14 protein-coding genes are annotated in these 15,502 nt (G+C 67.5%); 9 read left to right on the forward strand and 5 right to left on the reverse strand.

The features are described from left to right. Positions 1 to 165: 165 nt before the first annotated feature. Together prmC and prfA are read right to left on the reverse strand one after the other, a co-directional pair. Complete coding sequence (gene prmC / locus FOA17_RS14570) at positions 166 to 1,005, reverse strand: peptide chain release factor N(5)-glutamine methyltransferase (RefSeq protein ID WP_149142230.1); 840 nt, start codon at positions 1,003 to 1,005, stop codon at positions 166 to 168. Further along, positions 1,002 to 2,057: a peptide chain release factor 1 gene (gene prfA / locus FOA17_RS14575; protein WP_149142231.1), complete on the reverse strand. Its 1,056-nt coding sequence runs from the start codon at positions 2,055 to 2,057 to the stop codon at positions 1,002 to 1,004. The genes prmC and prfA overlap by 4 nt, the downstream gene beginning before the upstream one ends. Before the next feature lie 97 nt (positions 2,058 to 2,154). On the opposite strand from prfA, the gene FOA17_RS14580 reads away from it, so the two are divergent. The 3 genes from FOA17_RS14580 to FOA17_RS14590 are packed head-to-tail and all read left to right on the forward strand — an operon-like array spanning position 2,155 to position 4,695. After that, positions 2,155 to 3,048 (forward strand): PfkB family carbohydrate kinase, encoded by an 894-nt coding sequence (locus FOA17_RS14580; protein ID WP_149142232.1) that lies wholly within the window; start codon positions 2,155 to 2,157, stop codon positions 3,046 to 3,048. Continuing rightward, entirely contained in the window at positions 3,045 to 3,977 is a 933-nt protein-coding gene (locus tag FOA17_RS14585) for a pseudouridine-5'-phosphate glycosidase (protein WP_149142233.1), read from the forward strand. The genes FOA17_RS14580 and FOA17_RS14585 overlap by 4 nt, the downstream gene beginning before the upstream one ends. Positions 3,978 to 3,987: 10 nt before the next feature. Further along, positions 3,988 to 4,695 (forward strand): DUF502 domain-containing protein, encoded by a 708-nt coding sequence (locus FOA17_RS14590; protein ID WP_149142234.1) that lies wholly within the window; start codon positions 3,988 to 3,990, stop codon positions 4,693 to 4,695. Here the strand turns inward: FOA17_RS14590 and FOA17_RS14595 are convergent. From FOA17_RS14595 to FOA17_RS14605, 3 genes are all read right to left on the reverse strand, one after another. Further along, positions 4,666 to 5,694: a patatin-like phospholipase family protein gene (locus FOA17_RS14595; protein WP_149142235.1), complete on the reverse strand. Its 1,029-nt coding sequence runs from the start codon at positions 5,692 to 5,694 to the stop codon at positions 4,666 to 4,668. The genes FOA17_RS14590 and FOA17_RS14595 overlap by 30 nt on opposite strands. Further along, a complete protein-coding gene (locus tag FOA17_RS14600; RefSeq protein WP_162528272.1) occupies positions 5,694 to 6,464 on the reverse strand; it encodes a 3-hydroxybutyrate dehydrogenase in 771 nt (256 codons plus the stop codon). Before FOA17_RS14600 ends, FOA17_RS14595 begins: the two co-directional genes overlap by 1 nt. Positions 6,465 to 6,551: 87 nt before the next feature. Beyond that, positions 6,552 to 7,775 (reverse strand): Hint domain-containing protein, encoded by a 1,224-nt coding sequence (locus FOA17_RS14605; protein ID WP_149142236.1) that lies wholly within the window; start codon positions 7,773 to 7,775, stop codon positions 6,552 to 6,554. A 242-nt stretch (positions 7,776 to 8,017) separates the two neighbouring features. Between FOA17_RS14605 and FOA17_RS14610 the strand changes: the two genes are divergently transcribed. The 6 genes from FOA17_RS14610 (at position 8,018) to FOA17_RS14635 (ending at position 15,443) form a co-directional block, all read left to right on the forward strand. Beyond that, positions 8,018 to 9,829, forward strand: coding sequence for an extracellular solute-binding protein (locus FOA17_RS14610; protein ID WP_420841716.1), 1,812 nt, complete (start codon positions 8,018 to 8,020; stop codon positions 9,827 to 9,829). A 250-nt stretch (positions 9,830 to 10,079) separates the two neighbouring features. Then, entirely contained in the window at positions 10,080 to 10,418 is a 339-nt protein-coding gene (locus FOA17_RS14615) for a hypothetical protein (protein WP_149142237.1), read from the forward strand. Between the two features lie 94 nt (positions 10,419 to 10,512). After that, complete coding sequence (locus tag FOA17_RS14620; RefSeq protein WP_238991831.1) at positions 10,513 to 12,021, forward strand: class I adenylate-forming enzyme family protein; 1,509 nt, start codon at positions 10,513 to 10,515, stop codon at positions 12,019 to 12,021. Then, positions 12,018 to 12,656 carry a DsbA family oxidoreductase gene (locus FOA17_RS14625; protein ID WP_149142239.1) on the forward strand — a complete coding sequence of 213 codons (639 nt, stop codon included), beginning with the start codon at positions 12,018 to 12,020 and terminating at the stop codon, positions 12,654 to 12,656. Before FOA17_RS14620 ends, FOA17_RS14625 begins: the two co-directional genes overlap by 4 nt. Beyond that, the gene (locus FOA17_RS14630; RefSeq protein WP_149142240.1) at positions 12,653 to 13,855 is read left to right on the forward strand and encodes an MFS transporter; all 1,203 of its coding nucleotides are present in this window, start codon (positions 12,653 to 12,655) and stop codon (positions 13,853 to 13,855) included. The genes FOA17_RS14625 and FOA17_RS14630 overlap by 4 nt, the downstream gene beginning before the upstream one ends. A 235-nt stretch (positions 13,856 to 14,090) precedes the next feature. Then, positions 14,091 to 15,443, forward strand: coding sequence for a calcium-binding protein (locus tag FOA17_RS14635; protein WP_162528273.1), 1,353 nt, complete (start codon positions 14,091 to 14,093; stop codon positions 15,441 to 15,443). Positions 15,444 to 15,502 lie beyond the last annotated feature (59 nt).

Raw genomic sequence — 15,502 nt, forward strand, 5'->3', positions numbered from 1 at the left:
CGGGAAACCCGTCTGACACTGCGTCCGTTGCGGCTGGATCGCAGGGGCAGGTCAAATCCCCACCCGGCTGCTGGAACCGAGTAACCACGCGACGCGGCCCATGACAAGCGGATTCTGCGCAAAAGCCGCGGGCGCGGCGGCAAAACCACAGGAAAACCGGCGAGATTACGCCGGATCGGCGGCTTGTGCGGCGACGATGCGGTCGCGGCCGTCGAAATCGGGCAGCACACGGATCGCGTGCAGGCCGGCGGCGGCGCACAGCGCCGCGACGGCGGCGCCCTGGCTGGGGCCGATCTCCATCAGCAGCCGCCCCCCCGGGCAAAGATGCGCGGGCGCCCCGGCGGCGATGGCGCGATAGGCATCCAGCCCGTCGCCGCCCGGCGTCAGCGCCAGATGGGGCTCCCAATCGCGGACCTCCGGTGCGAGGCCGGCCATCTCATCGGCGGCGATGTAGGGCGGGTTCGACACGATCAGGTCAAAGCGCCCGCTGACCGGCGCGAACCAGCTGCCTTGGGCGAATGCCGCCCGCGCGGTCAGGCCAAGCGCCGCCGCATTGCCCTGTGCCACCGCAAGCGCCGCCGGGCTGAGATCGGTGGCAAGCCCGGTCGCCCCGGGCCGTTCGGCCAGCAGCGTGAGCAGGATCGCCCCGGAACCGGTTCCCAGATCCAGCACCCGGCGAAAGGGTGTCTCCAGGGCGGCGGCGATCAGGCTTTCGGTTTCCGGGCGCGGGTCCAGCACATCACGGGTGACGCGGAAGGGCCGGCCCCAGAACAGCCGCTGGCCAAGGATCTGGCTGACGGGCTGGCGTGCCAGACGCGCCGCCAGCAGCGGCGCCAGCCGGGCCTCCAGCCCCTCGGGCGCGGTATCCTGCATCATCAGCGGCAGCCGGTCGGGCGCCACGCCAAGCGCATGGGCCAGCAACAGCCGCGCATCGCGGGGCGCGTCGGGCAGGCCGGCCCCGGCCAGCCGCGCCACGGCGGCGCGATAGGCGGCGGCGAGGCTCATCCCTCCATCTCGGCCAGCCGCGCGGCCTGATCATGGGCGATCAGCGCGTCGATCACCTCGGTCAGATCGCCCGCCATGATCTGCGGCAGCGCGTAGAGCGTGAGGTTGATGCGGTGATCGGTCATCCGGCCTTGCGGAAAGTTGTAGGTGCGGATGCGTTCGGACCGGTCGCCCGAGCCGACCTGCGCCTTGCGGTCGGCGGCGCGGGCCGAGGCGGCCTTGTCGCGCTCCTGCTCATAGAGCCGGGCGCGCAGCACCTGCATGGCGATGGCGCGGTTCTGGTGCTGGCTTTTCTCGGAACTGGTGACGACGATCCCGGTCGGGATATGAGTGATGCGCACGGCGGAATCGGTGGTGTTCACATGCTGGCCGCCGGCACCGCTGGCGCGCATCGTGTCAATGCGGATATCGGTTGCGGGGATGTCGATATCGACCTCCTCGGCCTCGGGCAGCACAGCGACGGTGGCGGCCGAGGTGTGGATGCGCCCGCCCGCCTCGGTTTCCGGCACGCGCTGCACGCGATGGGTTCCGGCCTCGTATTTCAGCCGGGCAAAGACCCCTTCGCCCTGCACATGGGCGGTGAATTCCTTGATGCCGCCCAGATCGGAAAGCTGCTGTTCCAGCACCTCGAAGCGCCAGCCCTGGCTTTCGGCATAGCGCTGATACATGCGCGCCAGATCGCCGGCGAACAGGCTGGCCTCCTCGCCGCCCGTGCCGGGGCGGATCTCCAGGATGGCGGGGCGCGCATCGGCGGCGTCCTTCGGCAAGAGCGCGAGGCGCAGCGCCTGCTCCATCTCGGGGATGCGGGCGCGCAGGCGGGGCAATTCTTCCTCGGCCAGCGCCTTCATCTCCGGGTCGGAGAGCATCGCCTCGGCCTCGGCCAGATCGTCCAGCGCGCGGGCATAGGCGGCGATTTCGGCCGCGACCGGCTTCAGATCGGCATATTCGCGCGACAGGGCGGCGATCTCGGCCGGCGCGGCACCGGTCGAAAGCTTCGCCTCCAGAAACTCGAAGCGGCGGGTGATCTGGTCTAGCTTGTCAAAGGGCACCATGGCGCGGGTTTCGCGCGGTTCCGGGGGCGGGTCAAGGGGGCGCTTGCCCCCGGAAGGGGGATTGCGCGGCGCCGCGGAACGGGCGAGAAGCAGAGGCATGACAACACCCGATATCCTCTGCATCGGTTCGGTCCTGTGGGACATCATCGGCCGCGCGCCCACCGTCATGCGGCTGGGGTCTGACGTGCCGGGCCGCATCACGCGCCTGCCCGGGGGCGTTGCGATGAATATCGCGATGACCCTGCGCCGCTTTGGCCTGATGCCGGGCCTGCTGACCGCCATTGGCCGCGACCCCGAGGGGGACGAACTGACCGCCGCCTGCGCGCGGATGGGCATGATCACCGATCACATCTATCGCAGCGAAGACCTGCCGACCGACCGCTACATGGCGGTCGAGGGGGCGAATGGCCTGATCGCCGCCATTGCCGACGCGCATTCGCTGGAGGCGGCGGGCGACAAGATCCTGCGCCCGCTGGCCGATGGCCGGCTGGCCAGTGCCGCCGCGCCCTGGGCCGGGGCGATCGCGCTGGACGGCAACCTGACCGCGGCGCTGCTGGCCGAGATCGCGGCCTCGCCGCTGTTTGCGCGGGCCGATCTGCGGGTGGCGCCGGCCAGCCCCGGCAAGGCCGAGCGGCTGGTGCCGCTGCTCGACCACCCCGGCGCCACGCTCTATGTCAACCTTGAGGAAGCCAGCCTGATCTGCGCACGCGACTTCGCCTCGGCCCCCGAGGCGGCGGAGGGGTTGCTGGCGCGGGGCGCGCATCGGGTGCTGGTCACCCATGGCGGCAAGACCTGCGCCGAGGGCACGCGCGGAGCCGGTGTCATCGCCGATACCCCGCCCGAGGTGCTGGTGACGCGGATCACCGGCGCGGGCGACACTTTCATGGCCGCGCATATCGTGGCCGAACGGCGCGGCACCCCGCGGGCCGAGGCGCTGAGCGCCGCCCTGCGCGCCGCCGCCATCTATGTTTCAGGAGAGATCGGATCGTGACCACCCTGCCGCTGAGCTTTACCCCCGAAGTCCGCGCCGCCCTGGATGCCGGGCGCCCGGTCGTGGCGCTGGAATCCACCATCATCACCCATGGCATGCCCTTTCCGCAGAATGTGGAAGCCGCCCGCGCCGTAGAGGCAGAGGTGCGCAAGGGCGGCGCGGTGCCCGCCACCATCGCCGTCATGGGCGGGCGCATCCATATCGGGCTGAGCGATGCCGCGCTGGACGAACTGGGCCAGACCCCGCAGGCCATGAAGCTGAGCCGCGCCGACCTGCCCACCTGCGTGGCGCTTGGCCGCGTCGGCGCGACCACCGTCGCCGCCACCATGATCTGCGCCGCCATGGCCGGGATCGGCGTCTTTGCCACGGGTGGCATCGGCGGCGTGCATCGCGGGGCGGAGACCAGCTTTGACATCTCGGCCGATCTGGTGGAGCTGGGCATTTCACCCGTCACCGTTGTCGCCGCCGGGGCCAAGGCCATTCTCGACCTGCCCAAGACGCTGGAGGTGCTGGAAACCCAGGGCGTGCCGGTCATCGCCTTTGGCCAGGACGATTTCCCCGCCTTCTGGTCGCGCTCCTCGGGGCTGAAGGCGCCCTTGCGGATGGATGACCCGGCCCAGATCGCCGCCGCGCATCTGATGCGGCAGACCCTGGGCCTGAAGGGCGGGCAACTGGTGGCGAACCCGATCCCGCCCGGGGCCGAGATCCCGCGCGCCGAAATCATGCCGGTGGTCGAACAGGCCCTGGCCGAGGCCGAGGCGCAGGGCATCGCCGCCAAGGAGGTGACGCCCTTCCTGCTGGACCGGATCTTTGCGCTGACCGGCGGGCGGTCACTGGACAGCAATATCGCCCTCGTTCTGAACAATGCGCGGCTGGCGGCGCGGATCGCGGTCGAAATGGCCGCGCAACGCGGCGCGGCCGGGGCATGACGGGATCATCATGACCGACCCGCATCCGCCCCGCAAACATGGCCTTCTGTCCGGGCTGCGCGCCAGCCTGCTGACCGGGCTGGTCGTGGTGCTGCCGGTCGGGCTGACGATCTATCTGATCTATTCGGTGGTCGGCTGGATCGACAGCTGGATCCTGCCATTGATCCCGCAGGACTGGCGCCCGGCGCAACTGGTCAGCTTCTACTTCGGGCCCGAGGCCTATTTCCCGACGCGCGGTCTGGGCGTGATCGTGTTTCTGGTCTTCACCATCATCGTGGGCTGGATCGCCAAGGGCTTTCTCGGCCGGTCGATCATCGGCCAGGCCGAGGCGGTGGTGGACCGGATGCCCGTCGTGCGGTCGGTCTATGGCGGCTTCAAGCAGATCACCGAAACCTTCTTTGCCAAATCCGAAAAAAGTTTCGACCGCACCTGCCTGGTGGAATTTCCGCGCCCCGGCTGCTGGGCCGTGGGTTTCGTCGCCACCACCGCCAAGGGCGAGATCGCGACGAAACTGCCGACCGACCGCAAGATGATCGCGGTCTTTGTCGCGCTGACGCCGCTGACCTCGGGCATCCTGCTTTATGTGCCCGAGGAGGATGTGATCCTGCTCGACATGAAGGCCGATGAGGCGGTCAAGCTGATCGTGTCGGCCGGGCTGGTCGCGCCCACGGCGAAAGAGGTGCGCGCCCTAGCCGAACAGGCCACGCAGATCGACTGAGCTTTCGACCCCGATCTGGCCGCGATGCCGCCGCAGGAAACCCTGCGCGGCCTTGCGCCCCGCCGCCTTGAGCCGCGCCAGCAATGCCGGGCTGGGGGTCAGTTTCGACCCCGCGCCCAGTTCGTTCATCAATTCGTCATCGTCGATCAGGTGGATGTTGAGGTTCTTCATCGCCCCGGCCGGCATCCGCCCCTCGGCTATCAGTCGCTTGACGAAGTTCACCGCGCGCAACTCGCCCAGAAGGGCTGCGTTGAAGCTGATTTCGTTGATGCGGTTCTGGATCTCCACCGGCGACATCGGCACTGCCTCGCGCCGCAGCGGGTTGATCGAGATGATGACGATATCGTCGGGCAGATGCGGCTGATAGAGCGGGAACAGCGCCGGGTTGCCGGTAAAGCCGCCATCCCAGAACACCTCGTCGCGGCCGGTCTGCGCGTCATGCAGTTCCACCGCCTGAAACACCGTGGGCAGGCAGGCCGAGGCCAGGATCACGGCAGGGGTGATTTCAGCGCCGGCAAAGACCCGGATCTTGCCGGACCGGACATTGGTCGCCGAAATGAAAAGGTCGGGCCCGGCGCGGTCGCAGACCTTGCTGAAATCCAGCCCCGCCACGATCTCGTGCAGCGGGTTCTGCCAGAACGGACCCCAGGCGTAGGGCGTATAGACCTGCGCGGCGAGGCCGGCGGTCGAAACCGGCAGTGCGGCCGCGGCCATGTCGCCCATGGCGGCGGCCATGGGGAACACGGTCTTGAACCAGCGGGCGACGCGCAGATCGCCCAGATCGCCCACCTCGGACCAGAGCCGGTCGAGCCGCGCCCGCGCGCCCTCTGCACCGCCCTCGGCCAGACCGGCCTTGAGCGCGGCCGCGTTCAGCGCGCCGGCCGAGGTGCCGGTGATGCCGGCGATTTCCAGCGCCGGCTCCTCCAGCAGGCGGTCAAGCACCCCCCAGGTGAAGGCGCCATGCGCGCCCCCGCCCTGTAGCGCCAGGTTGACCCGCATCACAGCGCCGTCCAGCCGCCATCGACGCTGATCGTGGTGCCGGTGATCTGCGCCGCCGCGTCGGAGCACAGAAAGACGGCGGTGCCGCCCATCTGTTCGACCGTGGCGAACTGGCGCGAGGGCTGGCGTTGCAGCATGACCTCGCGGATCACGGTGTCGCGGTCCATGTTATGCACCTTCATCTGGTCGGGGATCTGCGCCTCGACCAGCGGGGTCAGCACATAGCCCGGGCAGATCGCGTTGCAGGTGATGCCCTGCCCCGCCACCTCGAGCGCCACGGTCTTGGTGAGGCCCACCACGCCGTGCTTGGCCGCGACATAGGCCGATTTGAACGGCGAGGCAGTCAGGCCATGCGCCGAGGCGATGTTGACGATGCGGCCCCAGCCCTTTGCCTTCATCCCCGGCAGGGCGGCGGCGGTGGTGTGAAAGGCCGAGGACAGGTTGATCGCCAGGATCGCGTTCCACTTTTCCACCGGGAATTCATCGACCGCCGCGACATACTGGATGCCCGCATTATTGACCAGGATATCGCAACCGCCGGCCTTTTCCACCAGGGCGCGGCAATCGTCACCCTTGGACATGTCGGCCGCGATATAACGCACGGGGGCGCCGGTCTCGGCCGCGATCTGGGCCGCGAGCGCGTGATCTTCCTCGCGGTCGGTGAAGCTGTTGATCACCACCGCCGCCCCGGCCTTGGCCAGTTCGATGGCGACGCCCAGCCCGATGCCGGAATTGGAGCCGGTGACGATGGCGGTTTTCCCTGCAAGCATGTCGATCCTCCGAATGATGCTGCGGTGCAGGATAGAGGTTTTCAGCGCCATGACCAGACGGCGCGCCCCATGGTCACGCCAAAGCGATCAGCCGGCGGCATTGGCCCGCAGTGTCGCCTCGGGGCCGGCGCGCGCCTGCCGGATCAGCGGGTTGCGCCCCTCGGCCAGATCGGCCCGGATCAGCGCTTGCGCGAGCCGCAGCCGCAGGAACGGCCGGCAGGGTCGCGTCGCGCGGCTGCGCAGCGGCAGGGCCGCCAATGCAAGCCAGGCCGCGCGCGGCAGGCCGGCCCCGGCCTCGCGCCCCAGATGCAGGCTTTCGACCAGCACGCCTTCGGCCGCGATGATCTCGTGCCGGTCGAACAGCAGGTTGACCAGCGGCTGCGGCGGGCAAACCCGCGCCAGCCCCCGCAGCGCGAGCGCCGGGGCCAGCGCCTCGGCCGCGCCGGTCCAGAGTTCAAGCCGTGGCGAGGCCAGCAGCAGACGGTGCCGGGCCGACAGCACCAGCCCGCGCCGCCCGCCGGTCAACGCGGGCGGCAGATGCAAGAGCGGCTCTTGCCCGGCATGGCGCAGCACATGGCGCAACGGCTGATAGCCGTGATCGCGGGTCCAGACCAGATCGCCGGGACGAAGCGTCAGCGCCGTTCGTGGCCCGCGCGGCGTCAGCACCCGGGTCGGCGCCGCCAGGCACATCGGCGTCGCCACGTTCAGGCTGTTGATCGCGAGGTTTTCCCAGGCCTGGTTGGTCTCGTTGTAGAAATCCATCGGGATTCCATAGAACTGCACGCTGCCCGCGCCGAAATCATAGATGAACCCGACCGCCTGATCGGGATTGCCGCCGCCGGTGGTCATCAGCACCTCGGCACCGGCGGGCAGTGAACTGGCATTGACATAGCCATGCGTGGTGTAATTGCCGCCGTCGATCGTGCTGTCCGTGACCACGCCGCCGGGGCCGCTGCCCAGGGCATCTTCGCCCGCATCGGTCAGGTCGGCATCGGCGGACAGATGGCGCATCGCGGTCAGGCTGGTGCCGGGCAGCACGGTGGTCGGGTTGGCCACACCAATGGCGCGGTCGAACATCACCATGTTCATCCCCCCCGCAACGGCGGCAGAGATCTGCGGCATCGCGTCGATGAATTCCTGCCCATATCCCGCATTGCTGCCGTTCCAGACATAGAGCGTGTCGATCTGCCCCAGTTCCTCGGGGCTGAGGGTTTCAAGCCGCAGCGGTGTATGCCCGGCGGCAAGGATATCATCCACCATCCCCGGGTCGCCCGCGCCCAGACCCATGGAATAATAGCCGATCACCGCCATCGCGCACCTCGCTCCTTGCCGGCAGGATCGGGCAGAGGCATGAAGATGGCGTAAAAAAAACGCCGGCACGAAGCCGGCGTTAAGTCTTTGAGGCAGGTTTCATACAGGCAAGAAACCTATCGAGCAGTAAGTCCCTTATACGCCGCCCCGCCGCGTGATCCAAGTTAAAAGTTTGAAATGTCAGGCCGACGCGCCTAATGTCCGGGCCAAGAAAAACAGGGCATCGAAGGATTGTTGCCGGAATGGGACAGGATTATTTCGCAGGTTTTTGTCGGATCGGGCTGCTGGCGGGGCTGGTTCTTGCCGCGATTCCCGCCCGGGCCGATACGCCTGCGCCCGCTATCGCTATGTATGGGCAACCTGCCCTTCCACCGGATTTTGTGTCGCTTCCCTATGCCAACCCCGATGCCCCCAAAGGAGGGCGTATCCTGTTGGGAGAAAAGGGAGGTTTCGACAGCCTGAACCCTTTCATCCTCAAGGGCAACGCGCCGTCGCAGGTCACTGCCTTCACGGTGGAAACCCTGATGGCCCGGTCGCTGGATGAACCCTTTACCCTCTACGGGTTGCTGGCCGAATCGATCCAGACCGACGAATCACGCAGCTATGCCGAATTCACCCTGCGACCCGAGGCGAAATTCGCCGATGGCAGCCCGGTCACTCCCGAAGATGTGATCTGGTCCTTCGAGACTTTGGCCGCCAAGGGCCAGCCGCGCTATGCCGGCGCCTGGGCCAAGATCGCCAAATCCGAGGTGACCGGCCCGCGTTCGGTGCGATTCACCTTCAACACGGTGGACCGGGAATTGCCGCTGATCCTGGGGCTGCGGCCGATCCTGAAAAAGGCGCAATGGGAGGGCAAGGATTTCGCCGAAGCCTCGCTGGAGGCGCCGATCGGATCGGGCCCCTATGTGGTGGGCGATTACGAGCCCGGCCGCTTCATCAGCTTTCGCCGCAACCCCGACTGGTGGGGCAAGGATCTGCCGGTCAATCGCGGGCTCTATAACCTCGATGAGGTGCGGGTCGAATATTTCGGCGTCGATACCGCGCTGTTCGAGGCGTTCAAGGGCGGCGCGATCTCGACCTTCCGCGAGCTGAACCCGGTGAAATGGGCGCAGAATTACAGCTTTCCCGCCGTCACCTCGGGCGAGATCGTCAAGGCCGAGATCCCGCATGGCCGCCCCTCGGGGATCGAGGGCTTCGGCTTCAACACCCGCAGCCCGCTGTTTTCCGACTGGCGCGTGCGCGAGGCGCTGATGCTGGCCTTCAATTTCGAACTGGTGAACCAGACGGTGAATGGCGGGATGCAGCCGCGCATCACGTCCTATTTCGGCAATTCGGTGCTGGGCATGGCGCCCGGCACGCCGGCAGAAGGGCGGGTCAAGGAACTGCTGGCGCCCTTTGCCGCCGATCTGCTGCCCGGCGCCCTTGACGGCTATGCCCTGCCGGTGGGCGAAGGCGAGGCCAATCGCAAGAACCTGCGCGCGGCAACCGCGCTTCTGGAGGAGGCGGGCTGGACCATTCAGGACGGCGTGCTGAAAAACGCCGAAGGCGCGCCCTTCCGCTTTGAGATCCTGCTGACCAATGGTCAGGATGAAATGATCGCCGCCGCCAATATCTATATCGAGGCGCTGAAGCGGCTGGGGATCGAGGCCTGGATCACCACGGTGGACAATGCGCAATACAAGGAGCGGACCAACGAATACCGCTTTGACATGACGCATTACATCCGTGCGCTGTCGCTGTCGCCCGGGAATGAGCAGATGCTCTATTGGGGCGCCAAGGGCGTGACCGAGCCGGGCACACGCAACTGGCCCGGCATCCATTCCCCCGCCGCCGAGGCGATGATCGGGGTCATGCTGGCCAGCACCGACCCGGCCGAATTCGACGCCGCGGTCGAGGCCCTGGACCGCGTGCTGACCAGCGGGCGCTATGTGATCCCGGTCTGGTTCAACAAGGTGTCGCGCCTCGCCTATCGCAAGGAATTCCACTATTCCGACCGGCTGCCGCTTTATGGCGACTGGCCGAACTGGCAACCGGATGCCTGGTGGGTGGAATAGCCCCCATGCCCTGCCCGGCGGCGCCTCTGTGCCGCCGGGCCTATCGTGACGACTCAGTGCAAGACCCCAGAGGCAGACCCATGAAGAAAACCCTGATCCTGCTCGCGGTGCTGGCCGCATTGACAGGCTGCGCAACCGTGGATGGTATCGGCCGGGACATTTCCGGCGGGGCCAATCGCGTGGCCGGCTGGATCGGCTGACGCGCCGAAATTTCAGGTGACCCCTTGCCGGAAAATTGCCAGAAGGGGGTATGACAAACGCTGTGTTACCCGTGGAAGAAATGGCGGAATTCGCCTTGCAAAAGCTGCTTGCGGCGCATGAGGTCGCGCGCGGCCTGCCCCGGGCGCTGGCCGCGCAATGGCCCGATTGCGCGCCGCTTGAGCTGACGCTCGCGCTGTCGCTGGCGGCAAGCGGGCTGGAAAGCGCGTTTTCCAATGCGGCCGACCAGCGGCTTGCGCGCGAGACATGGCGGGTGGCGGCGCTGGTCGCGGTGGATTGCCACATGATGCAGCGCATGGGCCTGCCGCATGGCCGCGCCGCCGATCTGGTGGATTACTGGCGCCACGAGGATCCGTTCTTTCTGCTCTGACCGGCGGGGGCGCGGCTTGCCCCTCGGGGCGGGTCTGCCTAAGCTTCGCGTCAGGCGCGCGCATCGCGGCCCGCCGCTGCCCATGTTGGATCCGATGCCGATTGCCCCCCCGCCCCCCGCCTCCGCCGATTTCAACCTTGCCGCGCATGTGCTGGCACGGGGCGCGGACAGCCCCGACCGGATCGCCATGCAGATCCTGCGCCTTTCGGGCGCCGAACGCTGGAGCTATGGGCGGCTGATCGCGGCGGTGCGGGGCTGTGGCAGCCTGATGTTGGCGCGCGGTCTGGTGCCGGGCGACCGGGTGCTGCTGCGGCTGGGCAATCAGCCGGAATTTCCGGTGGCCTTTCTGGGGGCCATCGCCGCCGGTCTGGTGCCGGTGCCGACCTCGTCGCAACTGACCGGGCCCGAGATCACCGCGCTGGCGGCGCGGCTGGCGCCCGCGCTGATCGTGGGCGCCCCCGGCATTGCCCTGCCCGATCACCCTGCCCCGGTGCTCCCCGCCGCCGATCTCGCCCTGGCCGAGCGTCTGCCGCCCTGCGACTGGCACCGCGGCACGGCCGAGCGCCCGGCCTATATCGTGCTGACATCGGGCACCACGGGCCAGCCGCAGGCCGTGGTTCATGCGCATCGCGTGATCCTGGCCCGCGCCATGATGCATCAGGGTTGGGAAGGGCTGACCGAAACCGACCGGCTGCTGCATGCCGGGGCCTTCAACTGGACCTATACGCTGGGCACCGGGCTGATGGACCCCTGGACGCTGGGCGCGACCGCGCTGATCCCCGGCGCGGGGATCACGCCCGCGCAATTGCCGCTGCTGCTGAAACGGTTTGACGCGACGATCCTGGCCGCCGCGCCGGGGGTGATCCGCCAGATGCTGCGCGCGGCCCTGCCAGCGCTGCCCCGGCTGCGCCATGGCCTGTCGGCGGGCGAAAGCCTGACGCCCGACCTGCGCGCGGCCTGGACCGCCGCCACCGGCACCGACCTGCATGAGGCGCTTGGCATGTCGGAATGTTCGACCTTCATCTCGGGCAGCCCGGACCGGCCGGCGCCCGAGGGCTGCATCGGCTTTCCGCAACCCGGGCGGCGCATCGCCATTCTGGGCGCCGAAGGGCCGGTGCCGCCGGGCAGCCCGGGCGAGCTGGCCATCGCGCATGACGATCCGGGCTTGATGCTGGGCTATCTGGACGACCCGGCCGCCACCGCAGCCCGGCTGCGCGACGGCTGGTTCCTGACCGGCGATCTGGTGCAGGAGACCCCGGAAGGCGCGCTGCGCTATCAGGGGCGCGCCAATGACCTGATGAACCCCGGCGGCTATCGCGTCGCCCCGCAAGAGGTGGAGGCCGCGCTGGCCGGCCTGCCCGGCGTGGCGGAAATCGCGGTGGCCGAAGTGGCGGTGAAACCCGGGGTCACGGTGATTTGCGCCTTCATCGTCGCACAGTCAGAGGGTGAACCTGTGCAGATCGAGAGACTTTCCGACTTTGCAGCCGCCCGCCTTGCCCGTTACAAGCAACCGCGTATCTGGCACCAGATTGCCGCGCTGCCCCGCACCGCCAATGGCAAGCTGAACCGCCGCGCCCTTCCGCCGCTCTGGACCCCGACATGATCCGTCTCGACATCTTTTCCGATCCCGTCTGCCCCTGGTGCTATCTGGGCAAGACCCAGCTGGACCGCGCGCTGGAACGTCACCCCGAACACCCGTTCCTGATCGAATGGCATCCGTTCCAGCTGGCGCCGAACATGCCCCGACAGGGGGTGGATCGCGGCAAGTATCTGCTGTCGATCTTTGGCACCCAGGAACGCACGGTGGCCGCGCATCTGCGGCTGGCGGAACTGGGCCGGGCGGCCGGGCTGGAATTCAATTTCGAGGCGATCCGCACCGCGCCCAACACGTTCGACGCCCATCGGCTGATCCATTGGGCCGGGCTGGAGGGGCGGCAGACGCCGATGGTTTCCGCGCTGTTCCGCGCCTATTGGCGCGAGGGGCGCGATATCGGCGACCCGGAGGTGCTGTGCGATCTGGCCGCCGAAACCGGGCTGGACCGCAAGATGATCAGCCGCCTGATCTACAGCGATGCCGACAGCGACTTGATCCGCACGCGCGAGGCCCATGCCCGCGAACGCGGCATCTCGGCGGTGCCGACCTTCATCGTGGCCGATACCCACGCGATTTCGGGGGCGCAGCCGCCCGAGCTTTGGGGACAGGTGATCGAGGAACTGGCCGGGGCCGGCAAGGCATGACCGAGGCCAGACGCCTGCCCATGGGCGAATTCATCGCCCTGGTCGCGATGCTGTTTGCCACCATCGCCTTTTCCATCGACGCCATGCTGCCCGCCCTGCCGCAGATCGCGCAGGAACTGACACCGGGCGATGCCAACCGGGCGCAACTGATCGTCACCAGCTTTGTGCTGGGCATGGGGCTGGGCACGCTGTTTGCCGGCCCGCTTTCCGACAGTTTCGGGCGGCGTGCGATCATTCTGGCCGGGGCGGCGATCTATGTCGCGGCGGCCTTTGCCGCCACGCAGGCCAGCACGCTGGAAACCGTGCTGGCGGCACGGGTGCTGCAAGGGATCGGCGCCGCCGGGCCGCGCATCGTGTCGCTCGCCCTTGTGCGCGATCTCTACAAGGGGCGCGAGATGGCCCGCGTGGTCAGCTTTGCCATGATGATCTTCACGCTGGTTCCGGCCATCGCGCCGCTGGCGGGCAGCATCATCATCGCCGATTTCGGCTGGCGCGGCATCTTCATCGCCTTCATCCTGTTCATCACGCTGGCAATGACCTGGCTTGCCCTGCGCCAGCCCGAGACGCTGCCCCCCGCCGCGCGCCGGCCACTGGCGGTGGCGCCGCTGCTGGGCGCCTTGCGCGAGGTGCTGTCGCACCGTGTCGTCGTCACCGCCATCGCGGTGCAGACCCTGTGCTTTGGCTGCCTGTTCGGCACCATCTCTTCGACCCAGCAACTGTTTGACACGACCTTTGGCCGGGCCGACAGCTTTCCCTTCTGGTTCGCGCTGATCGCGCTTCTGTCGAGTTCGGCCAGCATGATCAACGCCGCCCTCGTGGTGCGTCTGGGCATGCGCGCGCTGATCTCCGCCACGCTGCGGGTGCAGGTGGTGCTGGCCTTTGGTTTCGGCCTGCTCTGGGTCGGGGATCTGCTGCCGGCGGGGCTGGTCTTTCCGGTCTATATCTTCTGGACGGTGACCGTCTTCATGATGGCCGGGCTGACGCTGGGCAACCTGAACGCGCTGGCGCTGGAGCCGCTGGGCCATATTGCCGGCATGGCCGCCTCGGTCAGCGGGGCGATCGCCACGGTGCTGGCCGTGGGCATCGCGGCGCCGCTGGGCCTGGCCTTTGACGGGACGCCCGTGCCGCTGGCCTTTGGAATCGGGTTGCTGACGCTGGCCGGCAGCCTGCTGATGTGGACCCTGCCGCGCCGCGATTGAGGGGCGCGCCAGGGGCCATTTTTGACCCTCCGGTTGAAATATTCTGCGCAGACGCCCGCCGCGTCGCCAGAATTCCGCGAAACTATCCGCATTTCGACACATTCCACCGGCTTACATCGCCGTCAGAGCAGTATGCTTTTGGAAAGGGACAGAAATGACCACGCATATCCTGTCGAGTGTTCAAGTTACATATTCTGGTTCCAGTGCATCGGCCGTTGCCGCCTCCAATGTCGTCATGACCACGACCGACATCTTTTCGTTTCGTTATTACACCACCGCCCCGTCCAGCAGCACCTTTTCGCCCATCACGGTGACGCCGACCTACGGCACGGCGCTGCATTCCGTCACGGTGAACGGCACGCGGGTGAACCTGAATACCCAGGCGCAGATCGCCGAATACAAATGGGGCGATGGCAATGCCTCGCTCGTGCTGATGATCAATACCGGCGAGCCCAACACCCGTCACTTCGTGGTGCTGGATGGCGACCCCCTGCCGAGCTTTGCCGATGCCGCGGCCTATAATGCCTTCATGGCCGGGCTGAGCGACATCACCTCGGTCTCGCGCGAGATGGATGTGGCCAAGACGCCCGGCCAGTCGCTGCTTCCCGGCGTCATGCCCTCTTTCGTCGCCGCCGATCAGAATGACTTCATCACCGGCGGCGTGCTGGATAACTGGACCATCCGCACCCTGATGACCGGCGTGGGCGACGATCATGTGACCGCGCTGGAAAGCGCCGACAAGATCGACGTGGGCACCGGCAATGACTGGGTTCAGTCGCTGGGCGGCAATGACTCGGTGCAGGGCAAGGCCGGCGACGACACGGTCTATGGGGGTGACGGCGCCGATACGATCGTCGGTGGCACCGGCGCCGATTACCTGTCGGGCGACGATGGCGACGACAAGCTTGTCGGCAATTATGACGATGACCGCATCTATGGCGGCGCGGGCAATGACAAGGCCTATGGCGGCACGGGTGCCGACTGGGTGGCCCTGGGCGACGACAACGACCTGGCATATGGCAGCTATGGCGACGACATCGTCTATGGCGGCGCCGGCAATGACCTTGTCTATGGCGGCAACGATCAGGATCAGATCTCGGGCGGCGCCGGCGATGACACGCTGCGCGCGGATCGCGGCAATGACTCGGTTGACGGCGATGCCGGCAATGACAGCATCGACGGCGGCTATGGCAATGACCTGCTGGCTGGCGGTGGTGACAATGACACCGTGAAGGGCAATATCGGCAACGATACCCTGATGGGTGAAAGCGGCAATGACTCGCTGCTGGGCGGTGACGGGCTTGACTCGCTCTATGGCGGCGTCGGCGATGACACCCTCGCGGGCGGCTCGGGGGCGGACAGCTTCTTCTTTGCCAGCAGCTTTGGCACCGATGTCATCCGCGACTTCCGCGACAACGTGGACACGATCTTCTTCACCGAAGGTCTGGGCGGCGCCTCCACTGCGGCCGAGGCCCTGGCCCATGCCGAACAGGTCGGCCGCGCCGTGGTCTTCACCTTTGGCGAGAATACGCTGACCGTGCTGAACACCACGCTGCTCAAGCTGGAAAACGACATCGACTTCTTCTGATCCCTGACGATCAGACAGGCCCGGGCGGCGCTTGCGCATCGCCCGGGCCTTTGCATGAC

Origin of the sequence: Gemmobacter caeruleus, from assembly GCF_008271655.1 — a bacterium.
Classification (GTDB): Bacteria; Pseudomonadota; Alphaproteobacteria; order Rhodobacterales; family Rhodobacteraceae; genus Gemmobacter; species Gemmobacter caeruleus.

Excerpts from the sequence above, each read along its gene's own strand:
- prmC (WP_149142230.1), bottom strand. The coding sequence starts at position 1,005 with ATGAGCCTCGCCGCCGCCTATCGCGCCGCCGTGGCGCGGCTGGCCGGG.
- prfA (WP_149142231.1), bottom strand. The coding sequence starts at position 2,057 with ATGGTGCCCTTTGACAAGCTAGACCAGATCACCCGCCGCTTCGAGTTT.
- FOA17_RS14580 (WP_149142232.1), top strand. The coding sequence starts at position 2,155 with ATGACAACACCCGATATCCTCTGCATCGGTTCGGTCCTGTGGGACATC.
- FOA17_RS14590 (WP_149142234.1), top strand. The coding sequence starts at position 3,988 with ATGACCGACCCGCATCCGCCCCGCAAACATGGCCTTCTGTCCGGGCTG.
- FOA17_RS14595 (WP_149142235.1), bottom strand. The coding sequence starts at position 5,694 with ATGCGGGTCAACCTGGCGCTACAGGGCGGGGGCGCGCATGGCGCCTTC.
- FOA17_RS14600 (WP_162528272.1), bottom strand. The coding sequence starts at position 6,464 with ATGCTTGCAGGGAAAACCGCCATCGTCACCGGCTCCAATTCCGGCATC.
- FOA17_RS14605 (WP_149142236.1), bottom strand. The coding sequence starts at position 7,775 with ATGGCGGTGATCGGCTATTATTCCATGGGTCTGGGCGCGGGCGACCCG.
- FOA17_RS14610 (WP_420841716.1), top strand. The coding sequence starts at position 8,018 with ATGGGACAGGATTATTTCGCAGGTTTTTGTCGGATCGGGCTGCTGGCG.
- FOA17_RS14615 (WP_149142237.1), top strand. The coding sequence starts at position 10,080 with ATGACAAACGCTGTGTTACCCGTGGAAGAAATGGCGGAATTCGCCTTG.
- FOA17_RS14620 (WP_238991831.1), top strand. The coding sequence starts at position 10,513 with ATGCCGATTGCCCCCCCGCCCCCCGCCTCCGCCGATTTCAACCTTGCC.
- FOA17_RS14625 (WP_149142239.1), top strand. The coding sequence starts at position 12,018 with ATGATCCGTCTCGACATCTTTTCCGATCCCGTCTGCCCCTGGTGCTAT.
- FOA17_RS14630 (WP_149142240.1), top strand. The coding sequence starts at position 12,653 with ATGACCGAGGCCAGACGCCTGCCCATGGGCGAATTCATCGCCCTGGTC.
- FOA17_RS14635 (WP_162528273.1), top strand. The coding sequence starts at position 14,091 with ATGACCACGACCGACATCTTTTCGTTTCGTTATTACACCACCGCCCCG.